Source organism: Azospirillum baldaniorum (genome assembly GCF_003119195.2).
GTDB lineage: Bacteria > Pseudomonadota > Alphaproteobacteria > Azospirillales > Azospirillaceae > Azospirillum > Azospirillum baldaniorum.
The window spans coordinates 282,369-302,391 of sequence record NZ_CP022254.1; the positions used below are offsets into that span (position 1 = coordinate 282,369).

Here is a 20,023-nt window from a genome sequence, read left to right on the forward strand (position 1 = left end):
CCTGTTTCTGTCTGGAGTGCGAAAATCGTGCCGATACGGCCCGACGAGTAGATGGTGCGGCAGAATATGAAGTCAAAGGGCGCTGTCAATAGACCTTGTGATGAAATCGCGCATCGCGCGGGTCCGGAAGGGCCGCTTGGCGTCCCGCGTTCGCTCGGCTAGGCTGTGAAAAGGCCGCGGAAACCGCGGAAATCCGGGGTCTGGAGTGTTCGAAGAGCAGGTTTCGGCCGATTCTTCCGCCCGGACCGGACGAAGAAAAAAGGCAGCCTTCCGATGCTACTTTCCTCCCAACGTTCCGTCCTGGTGGTGGTCGATATCCAGGAAAAACTGATGCCTGCCATCGCCGAGTCCGAGCGGGTCGAGCGCAACGCCGCCACGTTGCTGAAGGGCGCGGCGCTGCTCGGCGTGCCGGCCTTCGCCACCGAGCAGTACCCCAGGGGCCTCGGTCCGACCGCCGCCTCCCTGCGTGCCCTGCTGCCGCCGGACGGTGTGGTGGAGAAGATCGCCTTCTCCGCCGCGCGGGAGCCGGCCTTTCTGGAGCGGCTGGAGCGGATCGGCCGGAAACAGATCGTGCTGGCCGGGTCGGAGGCCCATGTCTGTGTCATGCAGACGGCGCTGTCGCTGATCGGGCTGGGGTTCGAGGTGGTGCTGGTGGCCGACGCCGTGTCGTCGCGCACGCCCGCCAACGCGGAGCTTGGCATCGCCCGCATGCGCGCCGCCGGGGCGACCATCGTCAGCACGGAGATGGTTCTGTTCGAATGGATGGAGCGGTCGGACATTCCCGCCTTCAAGGCGGTGCTGGATCTGATTCGCTAATCAGTTGAAGACAGTTAGAGCGAGAAAGGAAGAGGGATGAGCGACCGGATTCCCCTGGTTCTGTTGCCCGGCATGCCGCTGGATGCCGCGCTGTGGGAGCACCAGACCGGCCATCTCGCCGATGTGGCGGAACCGACCGTCGGCGACCTGACCGGTCAGGACTCCATGGCCGCCCTCGCCGCCGCGGTGCTGGCGCGGGCGCCGGCGCGATTCGCGCTCGCCGGCCTGTCGATGGGCGGTTACGTCGCCTTCGAGATTCTGCGGCAGGCGCCGGAGCGTGTGGCGAAACTCGCCCTGCTCGACACCAGCGCCCGCCCGGACACGCCGGAACAGACGGCCACCCGCCAGGACGCCGTTCGTCTGGTGGGGCAGGGGCGGCTGCGGCAGGTGGTGGCCGCCGGCATGCCGCGCCTGGTTCATCCGGACCGCAGCGCGGACTCCGCCCTGGTCGACTCGGTCCAGGCCCAGGCCCAGCGGGTCGGGGCGGACGGCTACATCCGCCAGCAGACCGCGATCATGAACCGCCCGGACAGCCGGCCCGGCCTGGGGGCCATCACCTGCCCGACGCTGGTTCTGTGCGGGCGGCAGGACGCCATCACGCCCCCGGCGCTGCACGAGGAGATGGCCGAGGGTATCCCCGGCGCCCGCCTCGCCCTGATCGAGGATTGCGGCCACCTGTCGGCCATGGAACAGCCGCAGGCGGTCACGGCCCTGCTGCGGCAGTGGCTTCTCTACGCCTGAGCGCCCGTCCCCCGCCTCAGCAGTCAGGACCCCCTGTGCAGCCGTCCAGGTCGGCGCGGCGGGCGGGAAAAAGGGCGAAGGTCATGTCGCTGATGAGCGACCGGAAGTCCGGGTCGTTCGGTCCCTGCGGACGGTCGAGCCAGCCGGTGGCCGAAGACAGCGTTCCGCCGCCCCGGCAGAAGGCGCCCTGGACCACGATGGGACCGCCGGGCGGGCTGGTGCGCAGGGGCTGGCCGCTGCACAGGTACGAGTTCAGTGTGGTCTCGGCGGGGTTGAAGGCCAGCACGACCCGGTAGTCCGGCCGCGCCGTCTGATTGGGCGTTGTGGTGAAGTTGGTGCGCACGCCGGAGATGCGGTTCTGCATGTTGGCGGTCACCAGCGGCCCGAAGGTCTGCGGGTCCATGCCGAAGGGATTGCCGTGGATCACGACGCGCAGATCGCGGTTGGAGGCGGCGTAGGACACCTCGCTCAGCGTGTAGGCGGGGACAGGCAGGTCGGCCACCACGCGTTCGTTGGTACAGGCCGCCGCCATCGCACAGAGGGCGAGAAGGCTGGCACGGAACAGGAGGGTCATGGCTCGCCTGGGCTGCTGGGTGGACAGGGGGTGAACAATCATGGGATGCCGCTTCCGGACCGGCAAGCCCAAGCATCCGGAAGAGCCACCATTCAGCCGGCCGCGTAGTCCGGGGGCGTCCGTTCCGTGCGCAGCCAGTTCCGGGCGGCGCGCTCGATCAGCTCCGGATAGTTGGCGACCTCCGCGGGGCCGATCAGCGGCAGCCGCATGTCCCCGACGATGCTGGCGACCGAGGCACCGTCCAAAGGCAGCCCCAGTTGCCGAGCGCTGTGGGCGATGTCCATTTCCTGGCCCCAGTAATAGACCCGCGTGGCTCCGGTGTTGTCCCGCATGCGGCGGACCTGCTCCAACCGGTTGTCGCCGTAGAGCGGCTGCCAGATGTCAGCCATGAGGGTATCCGCCGGCTCGTCGAGCGTGTAGGCGAGAGCGTCCCCCTGGACCAATGTCACCTTGGCGGCCGCCGCGGGCGGAAGCTGGCCGAACACGTCCATGGTGGCGTTCACCGCGATCACCTCGGGGTCGAGTTCCACGACGGTGACCCGCGTGACCTCGGGCTGCAGGGCGGCGTTGGCGGCGGCCCAACCCATGCCGAGCCCCATGACCACCGTGTGCCCCGTTGCGAATCGGCAGCCGATTTCCTGGCTTTCGATCTCCATCGGGGTCATCGACATCCAGGTGCGCGACGCTGGACCGTCATGGCGGATCAGCCCGGCCATGTCGGTGACCAGCATCGCCTCGCTCCAATAGCCCTTGCAGATCAGCATCGGGGCGAGCAGAAGCTCCCAACGTTCCCCCTTCCACGGGCGGTAGGTCGGGCGGAACAGGTCCGTCTGGAACAGAGTGAGCGTCGAGGTCATGCGGCCGGGGTCCCGTGGCGTTGACATGCACGCCAACGAGCGTACAGCGCCGCGACCTACACGTCGATGTCGTCAACCCTTACGAACTTCGCATTCTCCTGGATGAACTGGAAGCGCAGCTCCGGACGTCGGCCCATCAGCTCCTCGACGCGGGTCTTGGTGGCCTTCACGTCCTCCGCCTGTTCGGGGTCGGCGCTGTTCGGCACGACGACGCGCAGCAGGGTGCGCTTGGCCGGGTCCATGGTCGTCTCGCGGAGCTGGGCCGGCATCATCTCGCCCAAGCCCTTGAACCGGCTGATTTCCACCTTCTTGCCCTTGAAGGTCTTGTTGAGGAGTTGGTCCTTATGGGCGTCGTCGCGGGCGTAGACCGACTTGGCGCCGTGGCTGATGCGGTAGAGCGGCGGCAGGGCCAGATACAGGTGCCCGTTCTGGATCAGCCCGCCCATCTCCCGGTAGAAGAAGGTCATCAGCAGCGAGGCGATGTGCGCGCCGTCCACGTCGGCGTCGGTCATGATGATGACCCGCTCGTAGCGCAGCTTGTCGCTGGAGAAATCCTTCCCGACCCCGCAGCCCAGCGCCTGGGTGAGGTCGTTCAGCTCCTGGTTGGCCTTCATCTTGTCGGAGGAGGCCGAGGCGACGTTCAGGATTTTGCCGCGCAGCGGCAGGATGGCCTGGGTCTCGCGGTTGCGCGCCTGCTTGGCGGAGCCGCCCGCCGAATCGCCCTCGACCAGGAAGATCTCGGTGCCCTCCGGCGAGTTGCGGGAGCAGTCGGCCAGCTTGCCGGGCAGCCGCAGACGGCGGGTTGCGGACTTCCGTCCCAACTCCTTGGACTGCTTGCGCTTGGCGCGCTCCTCCGCCTTCTCGATGAGCCGTTCCAGAAGGGCCTTGGAGGAGGACGGGTCGCCCGATAGCCAGTGGTCGAAGTGATCCTTGATCGCCGCCTCGACCAGCCGGTGGGCTTCGGCGGTGACCAGCTTCTCCTTGGTCTGGCCCTGGAAATGCGGCTCGCGGATGAAGACCGACAGCAGGATGCAGGCGTCGCCCATCACGTCGTCCGCGGTGACCTGGGCGGCGCGCTTGTTGTTGGTCAGCTCGCCGTAGCCCTTCAGGCCGCGGGTCAGCGCGGCGCGCAGGCCGGCCTCGTGCGTGCCGCCCTGCGGGGTGGGCACCGTGTTGCAGTAGGTGTGCGAGAAGCCCTCGTCATCCTCCGGCCAGGCGATGGCCCATTCCACGCGCCCCTGCTGGTTCGGGAAGTCCAGCGCGCCCGAGAAGGGCAGGCGGGTCAGCGTCCGGCGTTCCTTCAGGGCGGCGTTCAGGTAGTCGAGCAGGCCGCCGGGGAAATGCAGCGTCTCCTGCGCCGGAGTGGTGCTGTCGGGCGACAGCAGTGACGGGTCACAGCTCCAGCGGATCTCGACGCCCCGGTACAGGTAGGCCTTGGAGCGCGCCAGCCGGTACAGCCGGTGCGGCTCGAAATGGGCGGCCTCGCCGAAGATTTCGGGGTCGGCGTGGAAGCGGATGGTCGTGCCGCGGCGATTGGCCGCGCCCTGGCGGGTCAGCGGTCCCTGGGGCAGGCCGCGGCTGTAGTGCTGCACGTAGAGCTGGCGGTCGCGCGCCACCTCCACGGTCAACCGGTCGGACAGGGCGTTGACCACCGACAGGCCGACGCCGTGCAGGCCGCCGGAGGTCTGGTAGACCTTGTTGGAGAATTTGCCGCCCGAATGCAGGGTGGTGAGGATGACCTCCAGCGCCGACTTGCCCGGGTACTTGGGGTGGTCGTCGATCGGGATGCCGCGCCCGTTGTCGCGCACCACCACCGTGCCGTCGACGGTCAGCTCCAGATCGATGCGGCTGGCGTGGCCGGCCACCGCCTCGTCCATGGCGTTGTCCAGAACCTCGGCCACCAGATGGTGCAGCGCCCGGTCGTCGGTGCCGCCGATGTACATGCCGGGGCGCCGGCGGACGGGCTCAAGCCCCTCCAGAACCTCGATATCCTGGGCGGAATAGGTCTCGGCCTTGCGCGCCGTGTTCTCGAAAAGATCGCTCATGGCCCCAGTTATAGGAATTTCGTCAGGGCTGCGCAAGCGCATGCGGTGGCTCCTATATACTCCCCGCACCATATTTTGTGATGCGCTTTTTCGACCCCAGAATGAACGAGGGCGGAGGCACGATGAGCGACGGCACTCCCACCGATCAGAACCAGGCCCAACCCGACATGGAGGGCGGCCCGGCGCTGCGCACCATCGCCATGCCGGCGGACACCAACCCCAACGGCGACATCTTCGGCGGCTGGCTGCTGTCGCAGATGGATCTGGCCGGTGGCGTTGCCGCGCTGCGCCGGGCGGGCGGGCGCGTGGCAACGGTGGGGATCGAGGCGATGACCTTCCACAAGCCGGTCTATGTCGGCGACGAGGTGAGCTGCTTCGCCCATGTCACCAAGGTGGGCCGAACCTCCATCCGCGTGCGGGTCGAGACCTGGGTGCGGCGCCAGCGCAGCGCGGGGGAGGCGATCAAGGTGACGGAAGGGGTGTTCACCTACGTCGCCATCGGCGAGGATCGCCGCCCGCGCGAGGTCCCGCCGGAGTGAAGCGCCACCCGCCTTCTTTCGAAGGTTGCGCACTGTGCCCCTCTCCTTTGGGGGTGTAAGCCGCCTATTACTCGGCGGCGCAAAGAGCATGGCGCGGTGAATTCTTTCGGATTGCTTCTTTTCCGTTTGACCGAAGGAATCGCGTATGATTCCATCATACCGCCATGACCATGCTCCAGAACCTCACCGACTCGCTGAAACGCGCCGCGAAAAGCGCCCTTCGCCAGGCCATCGGGCCGGCCATCGGCTCCTGCGTCGTCGCCTACTTCGTCTATTACGCCGTCCAGGGGGACCGCGGGCTGCTCGCCATGAACCACCTGAAGGCGGAGATCGCCACGGCGGAATCCGTTCTGGATCAGGTGAAGGCCGAGCGCGAGCGAATGGACCGCCGCGCGCAACTGATGCGCAGCGACCACCTGGACCGCGACATGCTGGACGAGCGTGCGCGCACGATGTTGAACCTTTCAGGCCCCCGCGACGTCATAATCGCACTCCCTCCGGCGCAGGTCGAAGGTGATGCTAGCGCTGAGAAGTAGGTCATATCAGTGAATTAACCGAAAGCCGGTTAACGCCGAATTTCGCGTTTAAAAACAGATATTTGCGTCGCTCGCGCTTGTCGTGTACTGTGCGCCCCGCATCCGCTTCCGGTGCGAGGGGGATGCACCCTCATAAGTGGGATGTACCCTCGCAACGTGCTGCAGCCCTGGCTGTTCGCTTGCCGTCGCTGCATAAACCCTGGGGAGGAAACATGGCCGCGTCACGACGCCGTCCGAAGGCGCAGACTGACTCCGCTTCGAAGCAGGCCGCTTCGACCGAGGACCTGATCAAGTACTATCGCGAGATGCTTCTGATCCGCCGCTTCGAGGAGAAGGCGGGCCAGCTCTACGGCATGGGCCTCATCGGCGGTTTCTGCCACCTCTACATCGGCCAGGAAGCCGTTGTGGTCGGCATCCAGGCCGCGCTGAAGGACAACGACGACGTCATCACCAGCTACCGTGACCATGGCCACATGCTGGCCTGCGGCATGGACCCCAAGGGCGTGATGGCCGAGCTGACCGGTCGCCGTGGAGGCTACTCCAAGGGCAAGGGCGGCTCGATGCACATGTTCAGCCGCGAGAAGAACTTCTACGGCGGCCACGGCATCGTCGGCGCGCAGGTTCCGCTGGGCACCGGTCTCGCCTTCTCGCACAAGTACAACAAGGATGATGGCCTGTCCGCGGTCTATTGCGGCGACGGCGCCATCAACCAGGGTCAGGTTTACGAGAGCTTCAACATGGCGGCGCTGTGGAAGCTGCCGGTGCTCTATGTGATCGAGAACAACAAGTACGCCATGGGCACCTCGCAGGAGCGCGCCTCGGCGGGCGAACTGCACCAGCGCGGCGCGGCCTACGGCATTCCCGGCCATCAGGTCAACGGCATGGACGTCCTCGAGGTCCGCGAGGCCGCCGACAAGTGGGTGGAGTACATCCGCGCCGGCAACGGCCCGGTCATCCTCGAGATGAAGACCTACCGCTACCGCGGCCACTCGATGTCCGACCCGGCCAAGTACCGGACCAAGGAGGAGGTCGAGAAGATGCGGAGCGAGTCCGATCCGATCGACAACCTGAAGCGCGTCCTGCTGGAAGGCGCTTACGTGACCGAGGACCAGCTCAAAGAGATCGACCGCGAGGTCAAGGCCGTGGTGACCGAAGCTGCCGAGTTCGCGCAGCAGAGCCCCGAGCCCGATCCGGCGGAGCTGTGGACGGACGTCCTGGTCGAAGCCTGACGACAACGATAAGCAGGAGCGGCGCCGAGGGCCGGAGGCTTCGCCTCCCGGTGAACCCGCGCCGCCGGAGGTTGAGGAATGCCGATCGAAGTGCTGATGCCGGCGCTGTCGCCCACCATGACCGAGGGCAAGCTGGCGAAATGGGTCAAAAAAGAAGGTGACGAGGTCAAGTCCGGCGACGTGCTCGCCGAGATCGAGACCGATAAGGCGACCATGGAGGTCGAGGCGGTCGACGAAGGCCGCATCGGCAAGATCCTGGTCGCCGAGGGCACCGAGAACGTCGCCGTGAACACCCCCATCGCCGTGATCCTCGGCGAGGGCGAGAGCGTCACCGACGCCGTGTCTGGCTCTCCGACGCCGGCTCCGAAGGTCGCCGCCGAACCGGTGGTGAAGGACACGGGCGCGCACGCCCCGGCCACCCTGCCGGTCGGTCCGGCCAGCGGCCCGGCCGCCGCGCCGCCCGCGTCGGACGAGGACAAGTTCTTCGACAAGACGGTGAAGAAGACCGTCCGCGAAGCGCTGCGCGACGCCATGGCCGAAGAGATGCGCCGCGACCCGACCGTCTTCCTGATGGGCGAGGAAGTCGCGCAGTACCAGGGCGCCTACAAGGTGTCGCAGGGCCTGCTCCAGGAGTTCGGCGCCGACCGCGTCATCGACACGCCGATCACCGAGATCGGCTTCGCCGGCCTGGGCGTCGGCGCGGCCTTCCGCGGCCTGCGCCCGATCGTCGAGTTCATGACCTTCAACTTCGCGTTGCAGGCGATCGACCATATCGTGAACTCGGCCGCCAAGACGCTGTACATGTCCGGCGGCCAGATGGGTTGTCCGATCGTGTTCCGCGGCCCGAACGGCGCCGCCGCCCGCGTCGCCGCGCAGCACAGCCAGGACTTCACCCCCTGGTACGCCAGCATTCCGGGTCTGAAGGTCGTCGCCCCCTACAGCGCGTCGGACTTCAAGGGCCTGATGAAGTCGGCGATCCGCGATCCGAACCCGGTCATCTTCCTCGAGAACGAGATCCTCTACGGCCAGTCCTTCGAGGTGCCGGAGAGCGAGGACTTCATCGTTCCGATCGGCCGCGCCAAGATCCGCCGCGCCGGCACGGACGTGACGATCACCGCCCACTCGCTGATGGTCAGCTACGCGCTCGCCGCCGCCGATCTGCTGGAGAAGGACGGGATCAGCGCCGAGGTCATCGACCTGCGCACGATCCGTCCGCTCGACACCGAGACGATCGTCAACTCCGTCAAGAAGACCAACCGCCTCGTCACCGTCGAGGAGGCCTGGCCGACCTGCGGCATCGGTGCCGAGCTGTCGGCCCTGATGATGGAGCAGGCCTTCGACTATCTGGACGCCCCGGTGATCCGCGTGACCGGCCTCGACGTGCCGATGCCCTACGCGGCGAACCTGGAAAAGCTCGTCCTTCCTTCGCCCGACCGCATCGCGGAAGCGGCGAAGAAGGCCTGCTACCGCAAGTAAGGAGGGCGAGCGAATGACCATTCAGATTCTCATGCCCGCCCTCTCTCCGACCATGACCGAGGGCAACCTCGCCAAGTGGCTGAAGAAGGAAGGCGACGCGGTGAAGTCCGGCGACGTGATCGCCGAGATCGAAACCGACAAGGCCACCATGGAAGTCGAGGCGGCCGACGAAGGCCGTCTCGGCAAGATCCTCGTGCAGGCCGGCACGCAGGGCGTCGCGGTGAACACCCCGATCGCCGTGCTGCTGGAAGAGGGCGAGGACGACAGCGTGCTCGCCAAGGCGGCCGCTTCCGCCCCGGCGGCGGCGCCCGCCGCGGCTCCGGCCCCGGCCCAGACCCAGGCGGCGTCCGCTCCGGCTCCGGCCGCTGCACCGGCTCCGCAGGCTGCGGCCGCTCCGGCTCCCGCCGCCCAGGGCGGTGGCCGCGTCTTCGCCAGCCCGCTGGCCCGCCGTCTGGCCGAGCAGGCCGGTCTCGACCTGAAGGCCGTCACGGGCACCGGCCCGAACGGCCGCATCGTCAAGGCCGACATCGAGGCCGCGAAGGCCGGCGGCACCGCCAGGGCCGCCGCTCCGCAGGCCGCCGCCCAGGCTCCCGCCGCGGCCCCGGCGGCTGCTCCGGCCGCCGCCGCTCCGGCGCCGAAGGCCGCGGGCATCGACGCCAAGGACCTGTCGGACAAGCTGGGCATGCGCTACAAGGCGCAGCCGAACAGCTCCATGCGCAAGACGATCTCCCGTCGTCTGACCGAGGTGCAGCAGACGGTGCCGGATTACTTCCTGGCCATCGACTGCGAGCTGGACGCGCTGCTGAAGGTCCGCTCGGACCTGAACGCCCGCTCCAAGGACTACAAGCTGTCGGTCAACGACTTCGTCATCCGCGCCGCCGCGCTGACGCTGAAGAAGTTCCCGAACATCAACGCCGCCTGGTCGGAAGAGGCCGTCCTCCGTTATGACCACGTCGACATCTCGGTCGCCGTGGCCACCCCGACCGGCCTGATCACGCCCATCGTCAAGAAGGCGGAGACCAAGGGGCTGGCCGAGATCTCCAACGAGATGAAGGGTCTGGCGGAGCGCGCCCGCGACGGCAAGCTGAAGCCGGAGGAGTACCAGGGCGGCACCTTCTCGATCTCCAACCTCGGCATGTACGGCATCCGGGAGTTCGCGGCGATCATCAACCCGCCGCAGGCCTGCATCATGGCGGTCGGCGCCGGCGAGCAGCGTCCGGTCGTGAAGAACGGCGCGCTCGCCATCGCCACCGTGATGACCGTTTCGGTCACCGTGGACCACCGCGTCGCCGACGGCGCGCAGGGTGCGGAATTCCTCGCGGCTTTCAAGAAGCTGATCGAGGACCCGCTGAGCATGCTGCTGTAAGGGGCGCGGACCATGGCTGACATGAACTACGATCTCATCGTCATCGGCGGCGGTCCGGGCGGCTATGTGGCGGCGATCCGTGCCGCCCAGCTCGGCCTCAGCACCGCGGTGGTGGAGCGTGAGAACCTCGGCGGCATCTGCCTCAACTGGGGCTGCATCCCGACCAAGGCGCTCCTGCGCTCCGCCGAAGTGCTGCGCAACGCCAAGCACGCCTCGGAGTACGGGCTGGTCATCCAGAACCCGTCCTTCGACCTGGACAAGGTCGTTCAGCGGTCCCGCAAGGTGGCGGGGCAGCTCAACGGCGGCGTCAAGCACCTGCTGAAGAAGAACAAGGTCGCCGTCATCGAGGGCGAGGCCAAGCTGCTCGGCAAGGGGCAGGTGGCCGTGACCAAGGGCGGTGCGGCGGTCGGCACCTTCGGGGCGAAGAACATCATCATCGCCACGGGCGCCCGCGCCCGCACCCTGCCGGGTCTGGAGGACGACGGCAACCTCGTCTGGACCTACCGCAAGGCGATGACTCCAAACACGACGCCGAAGTCGCTGCTGGTCATCGGCTCCGGCGCCATCGGCATCGAGTTCGCCAGCTTCTACAACGAGCTGGGCGCCAAGGTGACGGTGGTCGAGGTGATGGACCGCATCCTGCCGGTCGAGGACGAGGAAATCTCGGCCTTCGCCCGCAAGCAGTTCGAAAAGCAGGGCATGCGCATCATCACCAACGGCAAGGCCGGCAACCTGCGCAAGGGGGCCGACAGCGTGACGGTGGCGGTGGAAGCCAACGGCAAGACCGAGGACATCACGGTCGACCGCGTGATCCTCGCCGTCGGCATCGCGCCGAACACGGAAAATCTGGGCCTGGAGAACACCAAGGTCCAGACCGACCGTGGTCACATCAAGACCAACGCCAACTGCCAGACCGACGAGCCGGGCGTCTACGCCATCGGTGACGTGACGGGGGCTCCCTGGCTTGCCCACAAGGCCAGCCACGAGGGCGTCATCGCCGTCGAGCACATCGCCGGCAAGCACCCGCACGCGCTGGACGTCCGCAACATCCCGGGCTGCACCTACTCGCACCCGCAGATCGCGTCGGTCGGTCTGACCGAGAAGAAGGCGAAGGAGGCGGGCTACGAGGTCCGCGTCGGCCGCTTCCCCTTCATCGGCAACGGCAAGGCCATCGCGCTGGGCGAGGCGGACGGCATGGTGAAGACCGTGTTCGACGCCAAGACCGGCGAGCTGTTGGGTGCCCATATGGTCGGCGCCGAGGTGACGGAGCTGATCCAGGGCTACACGGTCGCCAAGACCATGGAGACCACCGAGCAGGAGCTGATGCAGACGGTGTTCCCGCATCCGACCCTGTCGGAGATGATGCACGAGTCGGTTCTTGATGCCTACGGCCGGGCCATCCACTTCTAAGTGGCCCTTCTGATCGGCTGAGTTGGGTCTGATCGACGGTCGTTTGCTCCCTCGCCCTTCGGGGCGGGGGAGCAACGTTCCCGACTCCGTCATCATTTTGGCGGTGTTGTTTCGTCGCGGCCGATAATCAGACTTGACCGGTCGGTCATTCCGGCCTATCCGGCGGGACCGTGTCCGCCGGCCTTGCGCCGTGTCCCTTGCGCCGTCGGCGGCGCGTTACCGTTCAGCATCGGCGCTGCCATCGGGCAGCCCGTGGGAGCACTTCAGACCATGACCGTGGCCGATCACCCCGAGAAGCTTCGCCATCCCGAAAAGGCCCACAAGCCCGACAACCCGATCCAGCGCAAACCGGGCTGGATTCGCGTCAAGGCGCCGACCAGCCAGGAATACAACGAGACGCGCAACTTGATGCGCGGGCTCAAGCTCAACACCGTGTGCGAGGAGGCCGCCTGCCCGAACATCGGGGAGTGCTGGAAGCACAAGCACGCGACCTTCATGATCCTCGGGTCCGTCTGCACCCGCGGCTGCGCCTTCTGCAACGTCGGCACCGGGCGTCCCGACCAGCTCGACCCGCACGAGCCGGACAATGTGGGGGAGGCGGTGGCCCAGCTGAAACTGAGCCACGTCGTCGTCACTTCGGTGGACCGCGACGACCTGGAGGACGGCGGGGCGGAGCATTTCGCCCGCACCATCCGTGCCATCCGTGCGGCGTCGCCGGACACCACCATCGAGATTCTCACCCCCGACTTCCAGAAGAAGAAGGGTGCGGTGGAGGTGGTGGTCGAGGCGAAGCCGGACGTCTTCAACCACAATCTGGAAACCGCGCCGCGCCTCTATCCGACGATTCGTCCGGGCGCCCGTTACTTCACCTCGTTGCAGTTGCTGGCTCGGGTTAAGGAGCTGGACCCGTCCATGTTCACCAAGTCCGGAATCATGGTCGGGCTGGGAGAGACGAAGGAGGAGGTCGGGCAGGTGATGGACGACCTGCGCGCCGCCGATGTTGACTTCATGACGATCGGCCAGTACCTCCAGCCGACGCCCAAGCACGCGGCGGTGGACCGGTTCGTGACTCCGGAAGAATTCCAGAGCTACGCAACACTTGGCCGCGGCAAGGGTTTCCTGATGGTGGCCTCGACGCCGCTGACCCGCTCCAGCTATCACGCGGGGGCGGACTTCGCGAAGCTGCGGGAGGCTCGCCTCCGCAAACTCGCGGCAATGGCGGGCTGAAAGGCGGCGGGCTGAGAGGCGGCCGAAAGAGAAACGGAGCGGGTATGCCGACGCACGCGGAAAAGAAGGTTCTTCCCTACACGCCGGAGCAGATGTACCGGCTGGTCGCCGATGTGGAGAAGTACCCGGAATTCCTGCCCTGGTGCCTCGCCGCCCGCATCCGCCGCCGCGAAGGCGATGTGATGTTCGCGGACCTCGTCATCGGCTTCAAGATGGTCCGCGAACGCTTCACCTCGCGGGTGGAGCTGGATGAGGCGAACCGCCGCATCAACGTCCAGTACACCGAGGGGCCGTTCCAGTACCTGAACAACCACTGGATCTTCACCCCGCACGAGGGCGGCGTCTGCGTGGATTTCTACGTGGACTTCGAGTTCCGTTCCAAGATGCTGCAGAAGATCATGGGCGTGCTGTTCAACGAGGCGGTGCGCCGGATGGTGCAGGCCTTCGAGACCCGCGCCAACCAGCTCTACGGTGCCGGCGCCTCCCGGCCCGCTGCGGCGCGGACCGCCTGAGACCGGCCGTTCCTCAGCGAGGGCGTCAGCGAATCGCGGTTTCCGGGCGGGCCGTGCGCAGCCGCTCCAGCGCGGTCTGCACGGTCGCGAGGCGCACCGCCTCGCGGTCGCCGGGAAAGGTGTATTCCTTGTGCTTGGCGGCGCCGCGGCGGACCGCCGTGGCGATGTAAACGCGCCCGACCGGCTTTTCCGGTGTCCCGCCGCCGGGGCCGGCGACTCCGGTCACCGCCACCGTCACGTCGGCCTTCGACTTCGCCAGGGCGCCCACTGCCATCGCCACCGCCACCTCCGGGCTGACCGCGCCGTGGGCGTGGATCAGGCTGGGCGGCACGCCGAGCATCTCGGACTTGGCGACGTTGGAGTAGGTGACGAAGCCCCGGTCCACCACCTTGGACGAACCCGCGATGTCGGTCAGCGCCCCCGCGATCAGGCCGCCCGTGCAGGATTCGGCGGTCGCCAGGGTGTAGCCGGCCAATTCGTATTCCGCGAGCAGCTTGGCGGCGAGTTCGCGGATGTGATCGGGAAACATGCGGGTCCCTTTCGTCGTGCCAGAACCAGCCCCCCTCCCGTCCCGGGAGAGGGCTACGGAAAGCTCATGCTATCCCGGCAGACGGACCGTCGCCATCGCCTGCGCCGCGATGCCCTCGCCGCGCCCGGTGAAGCCCAGCCGCTCCGTCGTCGTCGCCTTCACGCTGACCCGGTCCACCGGCATGCCCAGAATTTCGGCAACGCGCGCGGTCATCGCCTCGCGGTGCGGGCCGACCTTCGGGCGCTCGCAGATGATCGTCACGTCGACATGGGCGATCCGCCCGCCGCGCGCCGTCACCAGCTCCGCCGCGTGTTTCAGGAACAGCGCGCTGTCGGCGCCGCGCCATTGCGGGTCGCTGGGCGGGAAATGGCTGCCGATGTCCCCGGCGCACAGCGCGCCCAGGATGGCATCGGTCAGCGCGTGCAGCCCGACGTCGGCGTCTGAATGGCCGTCCAGCCGGTGCGTGTGCGGAACCCGCACGCCGCAGAGCGTGACATGATCGCCCTCGGCGAAGCGGTGCACGTCGAAGCCCGATCCGGTGCGAATGTCGGACAGGGCGGAGTCGAACGCGCGGGTGGCGCGGGTCAGGTCGTCGGGGGTCGTCACCTTGAAATTCTCCTCCCTGGCGGGCACCAGTGCGACCGGCAGCCCGGCGCGTTCGGCGACCGCCGCGTCGTCGGTCAGCTCCAGCCCGGCGGCATTGCGATGCGCGGCCAGAATCTCGGGGAAGCGGAAGCCCTGCGGGGTCTGGGCGCGCCACAGGCCGCTGCGGTCCACCGTGCCGGCTACCAACCCGTCTTCTCCGCGCTTCAGCGTGTCGGCGACCGGAACGGCGGCCAGCGCCGCGGGGTGGGTGTCGAGCGCCGCAATCACCGCATCGATGGTACCGGCGTCGATCAGCGGGCGGGCCGCGTCGTGGATCAGCACGAGGCCCGGCGCCGAGTCGGCCAACGCCTCCAGCCCGTTGCGCACCGAATCCTGGCGGGACGCCCCGCCGGCCACCGGTTCGGGCAGATCCAGTCCCGCGACGGCCGCATCGTAGAGATCGCGAAAGGCGGGATTGATGACGACGCGCACCGCGCTCACCTTGGGGTGGCGCCGGAAGGCCTCCACCGTGTGGCGCAGCACGGGCTGACCGGCCAGATCGAGATACTGCTTGGGCCGCTCGCCGCCGAACCGCTGGCCGGTGCCGGCGGCGACGATCAGAGCGATGCAGGAAGACGCGTTGATGGAAGACGCGTTCAAGGAAGACATGGGGCGTTTCCCCGCCGTTTGGGCTATGGTATCCGCGCTTGACGGGCCGTCCGCGTGACGCTTACGTCATGGCGGCCGGACGCAGCGGAGCCTAGCCGCTCACCGGCGTTCCGCCAAGAGCTTCAGAGACTTGTCCAACAGCGACTTTGGGTCCAACAGCGACTTTGGGTTTCCGCAAAGGGAAGGGCACGGGTCCGCCGCATGTCGCAGAACATCGTCTACAGCCTGACCGCGCTGATGGCTCTGCTGCCGGCGTCCATCTACCCGTATCATCGGATCGCGGGGCAGGGGGCGGACGGTCGGTCCGCCTATTTCTGGGGCGCCCTGGCGCTGGGCTTCGCCGGGCCGGCGGCCTGGGCGCTGACCCAGGTGGCGGGACGCTGGCACACCGGTCTGTCCACCGCGCTGTGGATCACCATCGCCGCCTGCATGCTGCTGTTCATGGCGATGAGCGCGCTGACCCGGTCGGCGTGGCGGCTCTCGCCGCTGCTGCTGCCCTATCTGCTGACCGTCGGCGCCTTCGCGACGCTGGCCCAGCAGGCACCGGCGCCGGTGCTGCGTGGCGGGGCGCCGGGCATCTGGATCGACCTGCACATCGCCGTGTCGGTCATCACCTACGCGCTGCTGACCATGGCCGCCGTGGCCTCGCTCGCCGCCTTCCTCCAGGAGCGGGCGCTAAAGTCGAAACGCCCGACGCCGCTGACCCGTTTCCTGCCCCCGGTGACGGAGAGCGAGCGGATGCAGCTCCACCTTCTCGGCGCGTCGGAGGCGGTTCTGGGGGCCGGTCTCGCCACGGGAATGGCGGTGCTCCATTACGAAACCGGCGCGCTGCTGCGCGCCGACCACAAGACGCTGCTGTCGGTCGCCAGTTTCGTCGTCATCGGCGGGTTGCTGCTCGCCCACGCCCGCACCGGCGTGCGCGGGCGGATGGCCGCGCGTCTCGTGCTGATCGCCTATCTGCTGCTGACCCTCGCCTATCCGGGCGTCAAGTTCGTCACCGACGTCCTGCTCGGCTAGCCTCCGCGCATGACAGCCAGCGCGGCGCTCGCGGGATGTGCACTTGCAACATGCCGAAACGCTGTGCTACCGTGCACAAATTCTCATCATATAGCTAATGTGCCCATCATGTGGGCAGGTGAACATGGCCATTCAAATCGGCACCATCTCGCTTGAGGGTCCGGTGATCCTCGCCCCTATGTCCGGCGTCACCGACCTGCCGTTCCGGCGGCTGGTGAAGCAGTCGGGCTGCGGACTGGTCGTCTCCGAGATGGTCGCGAGCCAGGCGATGATCCGCGAGAACCGCCAGACGCTGCGCATGGTCGAGTGCGAGCCGGAGCAGTTCCCCATGGCGGTCCAGCTTGCCGGCTGCGAGCCCGACGTGATGGCCGAGGCGGCGAAGCTGAACGAGGACCGCGGTGCGGCCATCATCGACATCAACTTCGGCTGTCCCGTGAAGAAGGTGGTCAACGGCCACGCCGGTTCTTCCCTGATGCGCGACGAGGCGCTCGCCGCCCGCATCCTGGAGGCTACGGCGAAAGCGGTTTCGATCCCGGTGACGCTGAAGATGCGCAAGGGTTGGGATGACAACAGCCTGAACGCCCCCCGTCTCGCCCGCATCGCCGAGGAGTGCGGCATCAAGCTGGTCACCGTTCACGGCCGCACCCGCGAGCAGTTCTACAACGGCACCGCCGACTGGTCCTTCATCCGCTCCGTGAAGGAGGCGGTGTCGATCCCGGTGGTGGTCAACGGCGACATCACGTCCTTTGATGCCGTGGATCGCGCGCTTGCCGAGTCCGGCGCCGACGGGGTGATGATCGGGCGTGGCGCCTACGGGCGCCCCTGGTTCCCCGCCCAGGTGATGCATTACATCCGCACCGGCGAGCGGCTGCCCGATCCACCGCTCCACGAGCAGCTCGACACGCTGCTGGAGCATTACGACGCCATGCTGACCCATTATGGCGTCGAAGGCGGGCTGCGCGTCGCCCGCAAGCACATTTCCTGGTACTCAACGGGCCTGCGCGACTCCGCCGAATTCCGCTCGGAGGTCAACCGCATGTCCGATCCCGAACGAGTGCGCGGCTTCATCCGCGACTTCTACGCCCCGGCGATCGAAAGGATGGCTGCCTGATGGCCCGTGCATCTGCCGCTGCTCCATTGCCCCGCCGCCCGGCGCGGCCCCGTGCGCCCTCCGGTTCCTACCGCCCTGTCCGCTCCTGCATCGATCCGTCCGTCATGCTGAACGCGCTCCCCGACCCGGTCCTGGTCGTCGACGGCTCCGGCGACATCCGCTACGTGAATCTGGAGGCGCAGGAATTCTTCGGCCTGTCCGCCGCCATGATGGAAGGCATGCCACTGGCGGAACTGCTGCCGCCCAACAGCCCGGTCAGCCAGTTGATCGAGCAGGTCCAGCAGGGGCGCCACCGCGCCTCGCAGGAGGGCGTCGTCATCGACACGCCGCGCATCGGCCCGCACCACGTCACCGTGCGGGTCACCGCGCTGGGCGAGCCCGCCGACCATGTGCTGCTGACGGTCAACGAGCGCACGCTGGCCCGCAAGATCGACAATTCCCTGACCCACCGCAACGCAGCCCGCTCGGTCACCGCCATGGCCTCGATGCTCGGGCATGAGGTCAAGAACCCGCTGTCGGGCATCCGCGGGGCGGCGCAGCTCCTGGAGGAAAACTGCAGCGAGTCCGACCGGGTGCTCACCCGGCTGATCTGCGACGAGGCCGACCGCATCGTTGCGCTGGTCAACCGGATGGAAGTCTTCTCCGACCAGCGGCCGCTGGAGCGTGACGCGGTGAACATCCACACCGTTCTGGAGCATGTCCGCAAGGTGGCCCAGAGCGGCTTCGCGCGGAACATCCGATTCATCGAGCGCTACGACCCGTCCCTGCCGCCGGTCTATGGCAACCGTGACCAGCTCATCCAGATTTTCCTCAATCTGATTAAAAATGCGGCAGAAGCTGCCCCGGAATCGGGCGGCGAGATCATACTCAGCACATCTTATCAGCACGGCGTCCGCATGGCCCTGCCCGGCGGCGACACCCGCCTGCACCTGCCGTTGCTGGTGTCCGTTCAGGATAATGGGGATGGCATACCCGACGACCTGCGCTCCAACCTGTTCGATGCCTTCATTACAACCAAGGTCAATGGGACTGGCCTGGGGCTTGCATTGGTAGCCAAAATCGTCGGCGACCACGGCGGCGTCATCGAATTTGACAGCCAGCCGCGCCGCACCGTCTTCAAGGTCTCGCTACCCATGTTCGATGAAGCGCAGATGAGCGGCGATCCTGCACCGGCCAGAGGCTTCCGAGGGGCCATCGGATGAGTGCAGCCACGATCCTGGTTGCGGACGACGACCGCGCCATCCGCACCGTTCTGACCCAGGCGCTCGCCCGCCTCGGGCACGAGGTGCGCACCACCGGCAACGCCTCCACGCTCTGGCGCTGGGTGGCGGACGGGCAGGGCGACCTCATCATCACCGACGTGGTGATGCCCGATGAGAACGGGCTGGACCTGATCCCCCGGATCAAGAAGATCCGGCCCGACCTGCGCATCATCGTGATGAGCGCGCAGAACACGCTGATCACCGCCGTGAAGGCGGCGGAGCGCGGCGCCTTCGAGTATCTGCCCAAGCCCTTCGACCTGAAGGAGCTGGTTTCGGTCGTCGAGCGGGCGCTGAACTCCAACACGCCGCCGGCGGCTCTGCCCGCCGACGCCGGCGAGGCGGACGAGCAGCTTCCCCTGATCGGCCGCTCGCCGGCCATGCAGGAGATCTACCGCGTCCTTGCCCGTTTGATGGGCACCGATCTGACGGTGACCATCACCGGCGAGTCGGGCACCGGCAAGGAACTGGTGGCCCGCGCGCTGCACGACTACGGCAAGCGGCGCAACGGTCCCTTCGTCGCCATCAACATGGCGGCCATCCCGCGCGAGCTGATCGAGTCCGAGCTGTTCGGTCACGAGAAGGGCGCCTTCACCGGAGCCACCAACCGGTCGACCGGCCGCTTCGAGCAGGCGCAGGGCGGTACCCTGTTCCTCGACGAGATCGGCGACATGCCGCTGGAGGCGCAGACCCGGCTGCTGCGCGTGCTGCAGGAGGGCGAGTACACCACCGTCGGCGGACGTACACCGATCAAGACGGATGTACGCATCGTCGCCGCCACCCACCGCGACTTGCGCACCTTGATCCGCCAGGGCCTGTTCCGCGAGGACCTGTTCTACCGGCTGTGCGTCGTCCCCATCCGTCTGCCGCCGCTGCGCGAGCGTACGGAGGACGTGCCGCTTCTGGTCCGCCACTTCCTGAACCAGTGCTCGGCCCAAGGGCTGCCGGTGAAGAGCATCGACCAGCCCGCCATGGACCGGCTGAAGCGCTACCGCTGGCCGGGCAACGTGCGCGAACTGGAAAATCTCGTCCGCCGCCTTGCCGCGCTCTATTCGCAGGAGGTCATCGGGCTCGACGTGGTGGAGGCGGAACTGGCCGACACCACGCCCGCGGCCCAGCCGGTGGAGGAACCGCAGGGCGAGGGCCTGTCCGCCGCCGTGGAGCGCCACCTCAAGGATTATTTCGCCGCGCACAAGGATGGCATGCCGTCGAACGGCCTGTACGACCGGGTGCTGCGCGAGGTCGAACGGCCGCTGATCTCGCTCAGCCTCTCGGCGACGCGGGGCAACCAGATCAAGGCCGCGCAACTGCTCGGCCTCAACCGCAACACGCTGCGCAAGAAGATCCGCGATCTCGACATCCAGGTGGTGCGCGGGTTGAAGTGATCCGGCGCCCGGCGGATTGGCTGGGCGTCGCCGCAATCCCACAGCGTGGTGTTTTTGCGACAGGCTTTTGGCCCCTCTGCCATTCGCAATGCTCCTTAGGGACTGTGCGAAAGGCAGAGGGGTTGCCGCTTGGCAGGACG

Annotated in this window: 19 protein-coding genes; 14 read left to right on the plus strand and 5 right to left on the minus strand. The window is 67.5% G+C overall.

Annotation, left to right across the window (positions count from 1 at the left end; translation table 11 throughout):
• Positions 1-273: 273 nt before the first annotated feature.
• Both Sp245p_RS15640 and Sp245p_RS15645 read left to right on the plus strand, forming a co-directional pair.
• Positions 274-816, plus strand: coding sequence for a hydrolase (locus Sp245p_RS15640; protein WP_014198773.1), 543 nt, complete (start codon positions 274-276; stop codon positions 814-816).
• 36 nt (positions 817-852) lie between these two features.
• Positions 853-1,557, plus strand: coding sequence for an alpha/beta fold hydrolase (locus Sp245p_RS15645; RefSeq protein ID WP_014198774.1), 705 nt, complete (start codon positions 853-855; stop codon positions 1,555-1,557).
• A 16-nt stretch (positions 1,558-1,573) separates the two neighbouring features.
• Here Sp245p_RS15645 and Sp245p_RS15650 read toward each other — a convergent pair whose 3' ends face one another.
• From Sp245p_RS15650 to parE, 3 genes are read right to left on the minus strand one after another with little or no spacing between them, the layout of a single operon-like run.
• Complete coding sequence (locus tag Sp245p_RS15650) at positions 1,574-2,173, minus strand: hypothetical protein (protein WP_244439445.1); 600 nt, start codon at positions 2,171-2,173, stop codon at positions 1,574-1,576.
• A gap of 50 nt (positions 2,174-2,223) precedes the next feature.
• Positions 2,224-2,988 carry a hypothetical protein gene (locus Sp245p_RS15655; RefSeq protein ID WP_014198776.1) on the minus strand — a complete coding sequence of 255 codons (765 nt, stop codon included), beginning with the start codon at positions 2,986-2,988 and terminating at the stop codon, positions 2,224-2,226.
• A gap of 56 nt (positions 2,989-3,044) precedes the next feature.
• Positions 3,045-5,033 carry a DNA topoisomerase IV subunit B gene (gene parE, locus Sp245p_RS15660; protein WP_014198777.1) on the minus strand — a complete coding sequence of 663 codons (1,989 nt, stop codon included), beginning with the start codon at positions 5,031-5,033 and terminating at the stop codon, positions 3,045-3,047.
• 122 nt (positions 5,034-5,155) lie between these two features.
• Between parE and Sp245p_RS15665 the strand changes: the two genes are divergently transcribed.
• The 8 genes from Sp245p_RS15665 (at position 5,156) to Sp245p_RS15700 (ending at position 13,328) form a co-directional block, all read left to right on the plus strand.
• Positions 5,156-5,572 (plus strand): acyl-CoA thioesterase, encoded by a 417-nt coding sequence (locus Sp245p_RS15665; RefSeq protein WP_014198778.1) that lies wholly within the window; start codon positions 5,156-5,158, stop codon positions 5,570-5,572.
• Positions 5,573-5,736: 164 nt separating this feature from the next.
• Positions 5,737-6,108 carry an FtsB family cell division protein gene (locus Sp245p_RS15670; RefSeq protein ID WP_014198780.1) on the plus strand — a complete coding sequence of 124 codons (372 nt, stop codon included), beginning with the start codon at positions 5,737-5,739 and terminating at the stop codon, positions 6,106-6,108.
• A gap of 212 nt (positions 6,109-6,320) precedes the next feature.
• On the plus strand, positions 6,321-7,337 hold the full coding sequence (pdhA, locus tag Sp245p_RS15675; RefSeq protein WP_014198781.1) for a pyruvate dehydrogenase (acetyl-transferring) E1 component subunit alpha: 1,017 nt from the start codon (positions 6,321-6,323) through the stop codon (positions 7,335-7,337).
• Positions 7,338-7,415: 78 nt separating this feature from the next.
• Entirely contained in the window at positions 7,416-8,813 is a 1,398-nt protein-coding gene (locus Sp245p_RS15680) for a pyruvate dehydrogenase complex E1 component subunit beta (protein WP_014198782.1), read from the plus strand.
• Between the two features lie 13 nt (positions 8,814-8,826).
• Positions 8,827-10,179, plus strand: a complete 1,353-nt coding sequence (locus Sp245p_RS15685; protein WP_109138670.1) for a pyruvate dehydrogenase complex dihydrolipoamide acetyltransferase — start codon at positions 8,827-8,829, stop codon at positions 10,177-10,179.
• Positions 10,180-10,191: 12 nt separating this feature from the next.
• Positions 10,192-11,589 carry a dihydrolipoyl dehydrogenase gene (lpdA, locus tag Sp245p_RS15690; protein ID WP_014197038.1) on the plus strand — a complete coding sequence of 466 codons (1,398 nt, stop codon included), beginning with the start codon at positions 10,192-10,194 and terminating at the stop codon, positions 11,587-11,589.
• Positions 11,590-11,859: 270 nt separating this feature from the next.
• On the plus strand, positions 11,860-12,816 hold the full coding sequence (gene lipA / locus Sp245p_RS15695) for a lipoyl synthase (RefSeq protein WP_014197039.1): 957 nt from the start codon (positions 11,860-11,862) through the stop codon (positions 12,814-12,816).
• A 44-nt stretch (positions 12,817-12,860) separates the two neighbouring features.
• Complete coding sequence (locus Sp245p_RS15700) at positions 12,861-13,328, plus strand: type II toxin-antitoxin system RatA family toxin (protein WP_014197040.1); 468 nt, start codon at positions 12,861-12,863, stop codon at positions 13,326-13,328.
• Between the two features lie 25 nt (positions 13,329-13,353).
• Here Sp245p_RS15700 and Sp245p_RS15705 read toward each other — a convergent pair whose 3' ends face one another.
• Positions 13,354-13,857 carry a CinA family protein gene (locus Sp245p_RS15705; protein WP_014197041.1) on the minus strand — a complete coding sequence of 168 codons (504 nt, stop codon included), beginning with the start codon at positions 13,855-13,857 and terminating at the stop codon, positions 13,354-13,356.
• Positions 13,858-13,926: 69 nt separating this feature from the next.
• A complete protein-coding gene (locus Sp245p_RS15710; RefSeq protein ID WP_014197042.1) occupies positions 13,927-15,111 on the minus strand; it encodes a bifunctional 2-C-methyl-D-erythritol 4-phosphate cytidylyltransferase/2-C-methyl-D-erythritol 2,4-cyclodiphosphate synthase in 1,185 nt (394 codons plus the stop codon).
• Positions 15,112-15,312: 201 nt separating this feature from the next.
• Between Sp245p_RS15710 and Sp245p_RS15715 the strand changes: the two genes are divergently transcribed.
• The 4 genes from Sp245p_RS15715 (at position 15,313) to ntrC (ending at position 19,883) form a co-directional block, all read left to right on the plus strand.
• Positions 15,313-16,128: a cytochrome C assembly family protein gene (locus tag Sp245p_RS15715; RefSeq protein ID WP_014197043.1), complete on the plus strand. Its 816-nt coding sequence runs from the start codon at positions 15,313-15,315 to the stop codon at positions 16,126-16,128.
• Positions 16,129-16,252: 124 nt separating this feature from the next.
• Positions 16,253-17,239 (plus strand): tRNA dihydrouridine synthase DusB, encoded by a 987-nt coding sequence (gene dusB / locus Sp245p_RS15720; protein ID WP_014197044.1) that lies wholly within the window; start codon positions 16,253-16,255, stop codon positions 17,237-17,239.
• The gene (locus Sp245p_RS15725; RefSeq protein WP_014197045.1) at positions 17,239-18,441 is read left to right on the plus strand and encodes a two-component system sensor histidine kinase NtrB; all 1,203 of its coding nucleotides are present in this window, start codon (positions 17,239-17,241) and stop codon (positions 18,439-18,441) included. Before dusB ends, Sp245p_RS15725 begins: the two co-directional genes overlap by 1 nt.
• Positions 18,438-19,883, plus strand: a complete 1,446-nt coding sequence (ntrC, locus tag Sp245p_RS15730) for a nitrogen regulation protein NR(I) (protein WP_014197046.1) — start codon at positions 18,438-18,440, stop codon at positions 19,881-19,883. Before Sp245p_RS15725 ends, ntrC begins: the two co-directional genes overlap by 4 nt.
• The last annotated feature ends 140 nt before the right edge of the window (positions 19,884-20,023 follow it).

Coding starts and splice junctions, on each gene's coding strand:
- Sp245p_RS15705 (WP_014197041.1), bottom strand. CDS start 13,857: ATGTTTCCCGATCACATCCGCGAACTCGCCGCCAAGCTGCTCGCGGAA.
- Sp245p_RS15665 (WP_014198778.1), top strand. CDS start 5,156: ATGAGCGACGGCACTCCCACCGATCAGAACCAGGCCCAACCCGACATG.
- Sp245p_RS15655 (WP_014198776.1), bottom strand. CDS start 2,988: ATGACCTCGACGCTCACTCTGTTCCAGACGGACCTGTTCCGCCCGACC.
- Sp245p_RS15650 (WP_244439445.1), bottom strand. CDS start 2,173: ATGATTGTTCACCCCCTGTCCACCCAGCAGCCCAGGCGAGCCATGACC.
- Sp245p_RS15640 (WP_014198773.1), top strand. CDS start 274: ATGCTACTTTCCTCCCAACGTTCCGTCCTGGTGGTGGTCGATATCCAG.
- Sp245p_RS15710 (WP_014197042.1), bottom strand. CDS start 15,111: ATGTCTTCCTTGAACGCGTCTTCCATCAACGCGTCTTCCTGCATCGCT.
- Sp245p_RS15670 (WP_014198780.1), top strand. CDS start 5,737: ATGACCATGCTCCAGAACCTCACCGACTCGCTGAAACGCGCCGCGAAA.
- parE (WP_014198777.1), bottom strand. CDS start 5,033: ATGAGCGATCTTTTCGAGAACACGGCGCGCAAGGCCGAGACCTATTCC.
- lipA (WP_014197039.1), top strand. CDS start 11,860: ATGACCGTGGCCGATCACCCCGAGAAGCTTCGCCATCCCGAAAAGGCC.
- pdhA (WP_014198781.1), top strand. CDS start 6,321: ATGGCCGCGTCACGACGCCGTCCGAAGGCGCAGACTGACTCCGCTTCG.
- Sp245p_RS15645 (WP_014198774.1), top strand. CDS start 853: ATGAGCGACCGGATTCCCCTGGTTCTGTTGCCCGGCATGCCGCTGGAT.
- Sp245p_RS15700 (WP_014197040.1), top strand. CDS start 12,861: ATGCCGACGCACGCGGAAAAGAAGGTTCTTCCCTACACGCCGGAGCAG.
- ntrC (WP_014197046.1), top strand. CDS start 18,438: ATGAGTGCAGCCACGATCCTGGTTGCGGACGACGACCGCGCCATCCGC.
- lpdA (WP_014197038.1), top strand. CDS start 10,192: ATGGCTGACATGAACTACGATCTCATCGTCATCGGCGGCGGTCCGGGC.
- Sp245p_RS15725 (WP_014197045.1), top strand. CDS start 17,239: ATGGCCCGTGCATCTGCCGCTGCTCCATTGCCCCGCCGCCCGGCGCGG.
- Sp245p_RS15685 (WP_109138670.1), top strand. CDS start 8,827: ATGACCATTCAGATTCTCATGCCCGCCCTCTCTCCGACCATGACCGAG.
- Sp245p_RS15680 (WP_014198782.1), top strand. CDS start 7,416: ATGCCGATCGAAGTGCTGATGCCGGCGCTGTCGCCCACCATGACCGAG.
- Sp245p_RS15715 (WP_014197043.1), top strand. CDS start 15,313: ATGTCGCAGAACATCGTCTACAGCCTGACCGCGCTGATGGCTCTGCTG.
- dusB (WP_014197044.1), top strand. CDS start 16,253: ATGGCCATTCAAATCGGCACCATCTCGCTTGAGGGTCCGGTGATCCTC.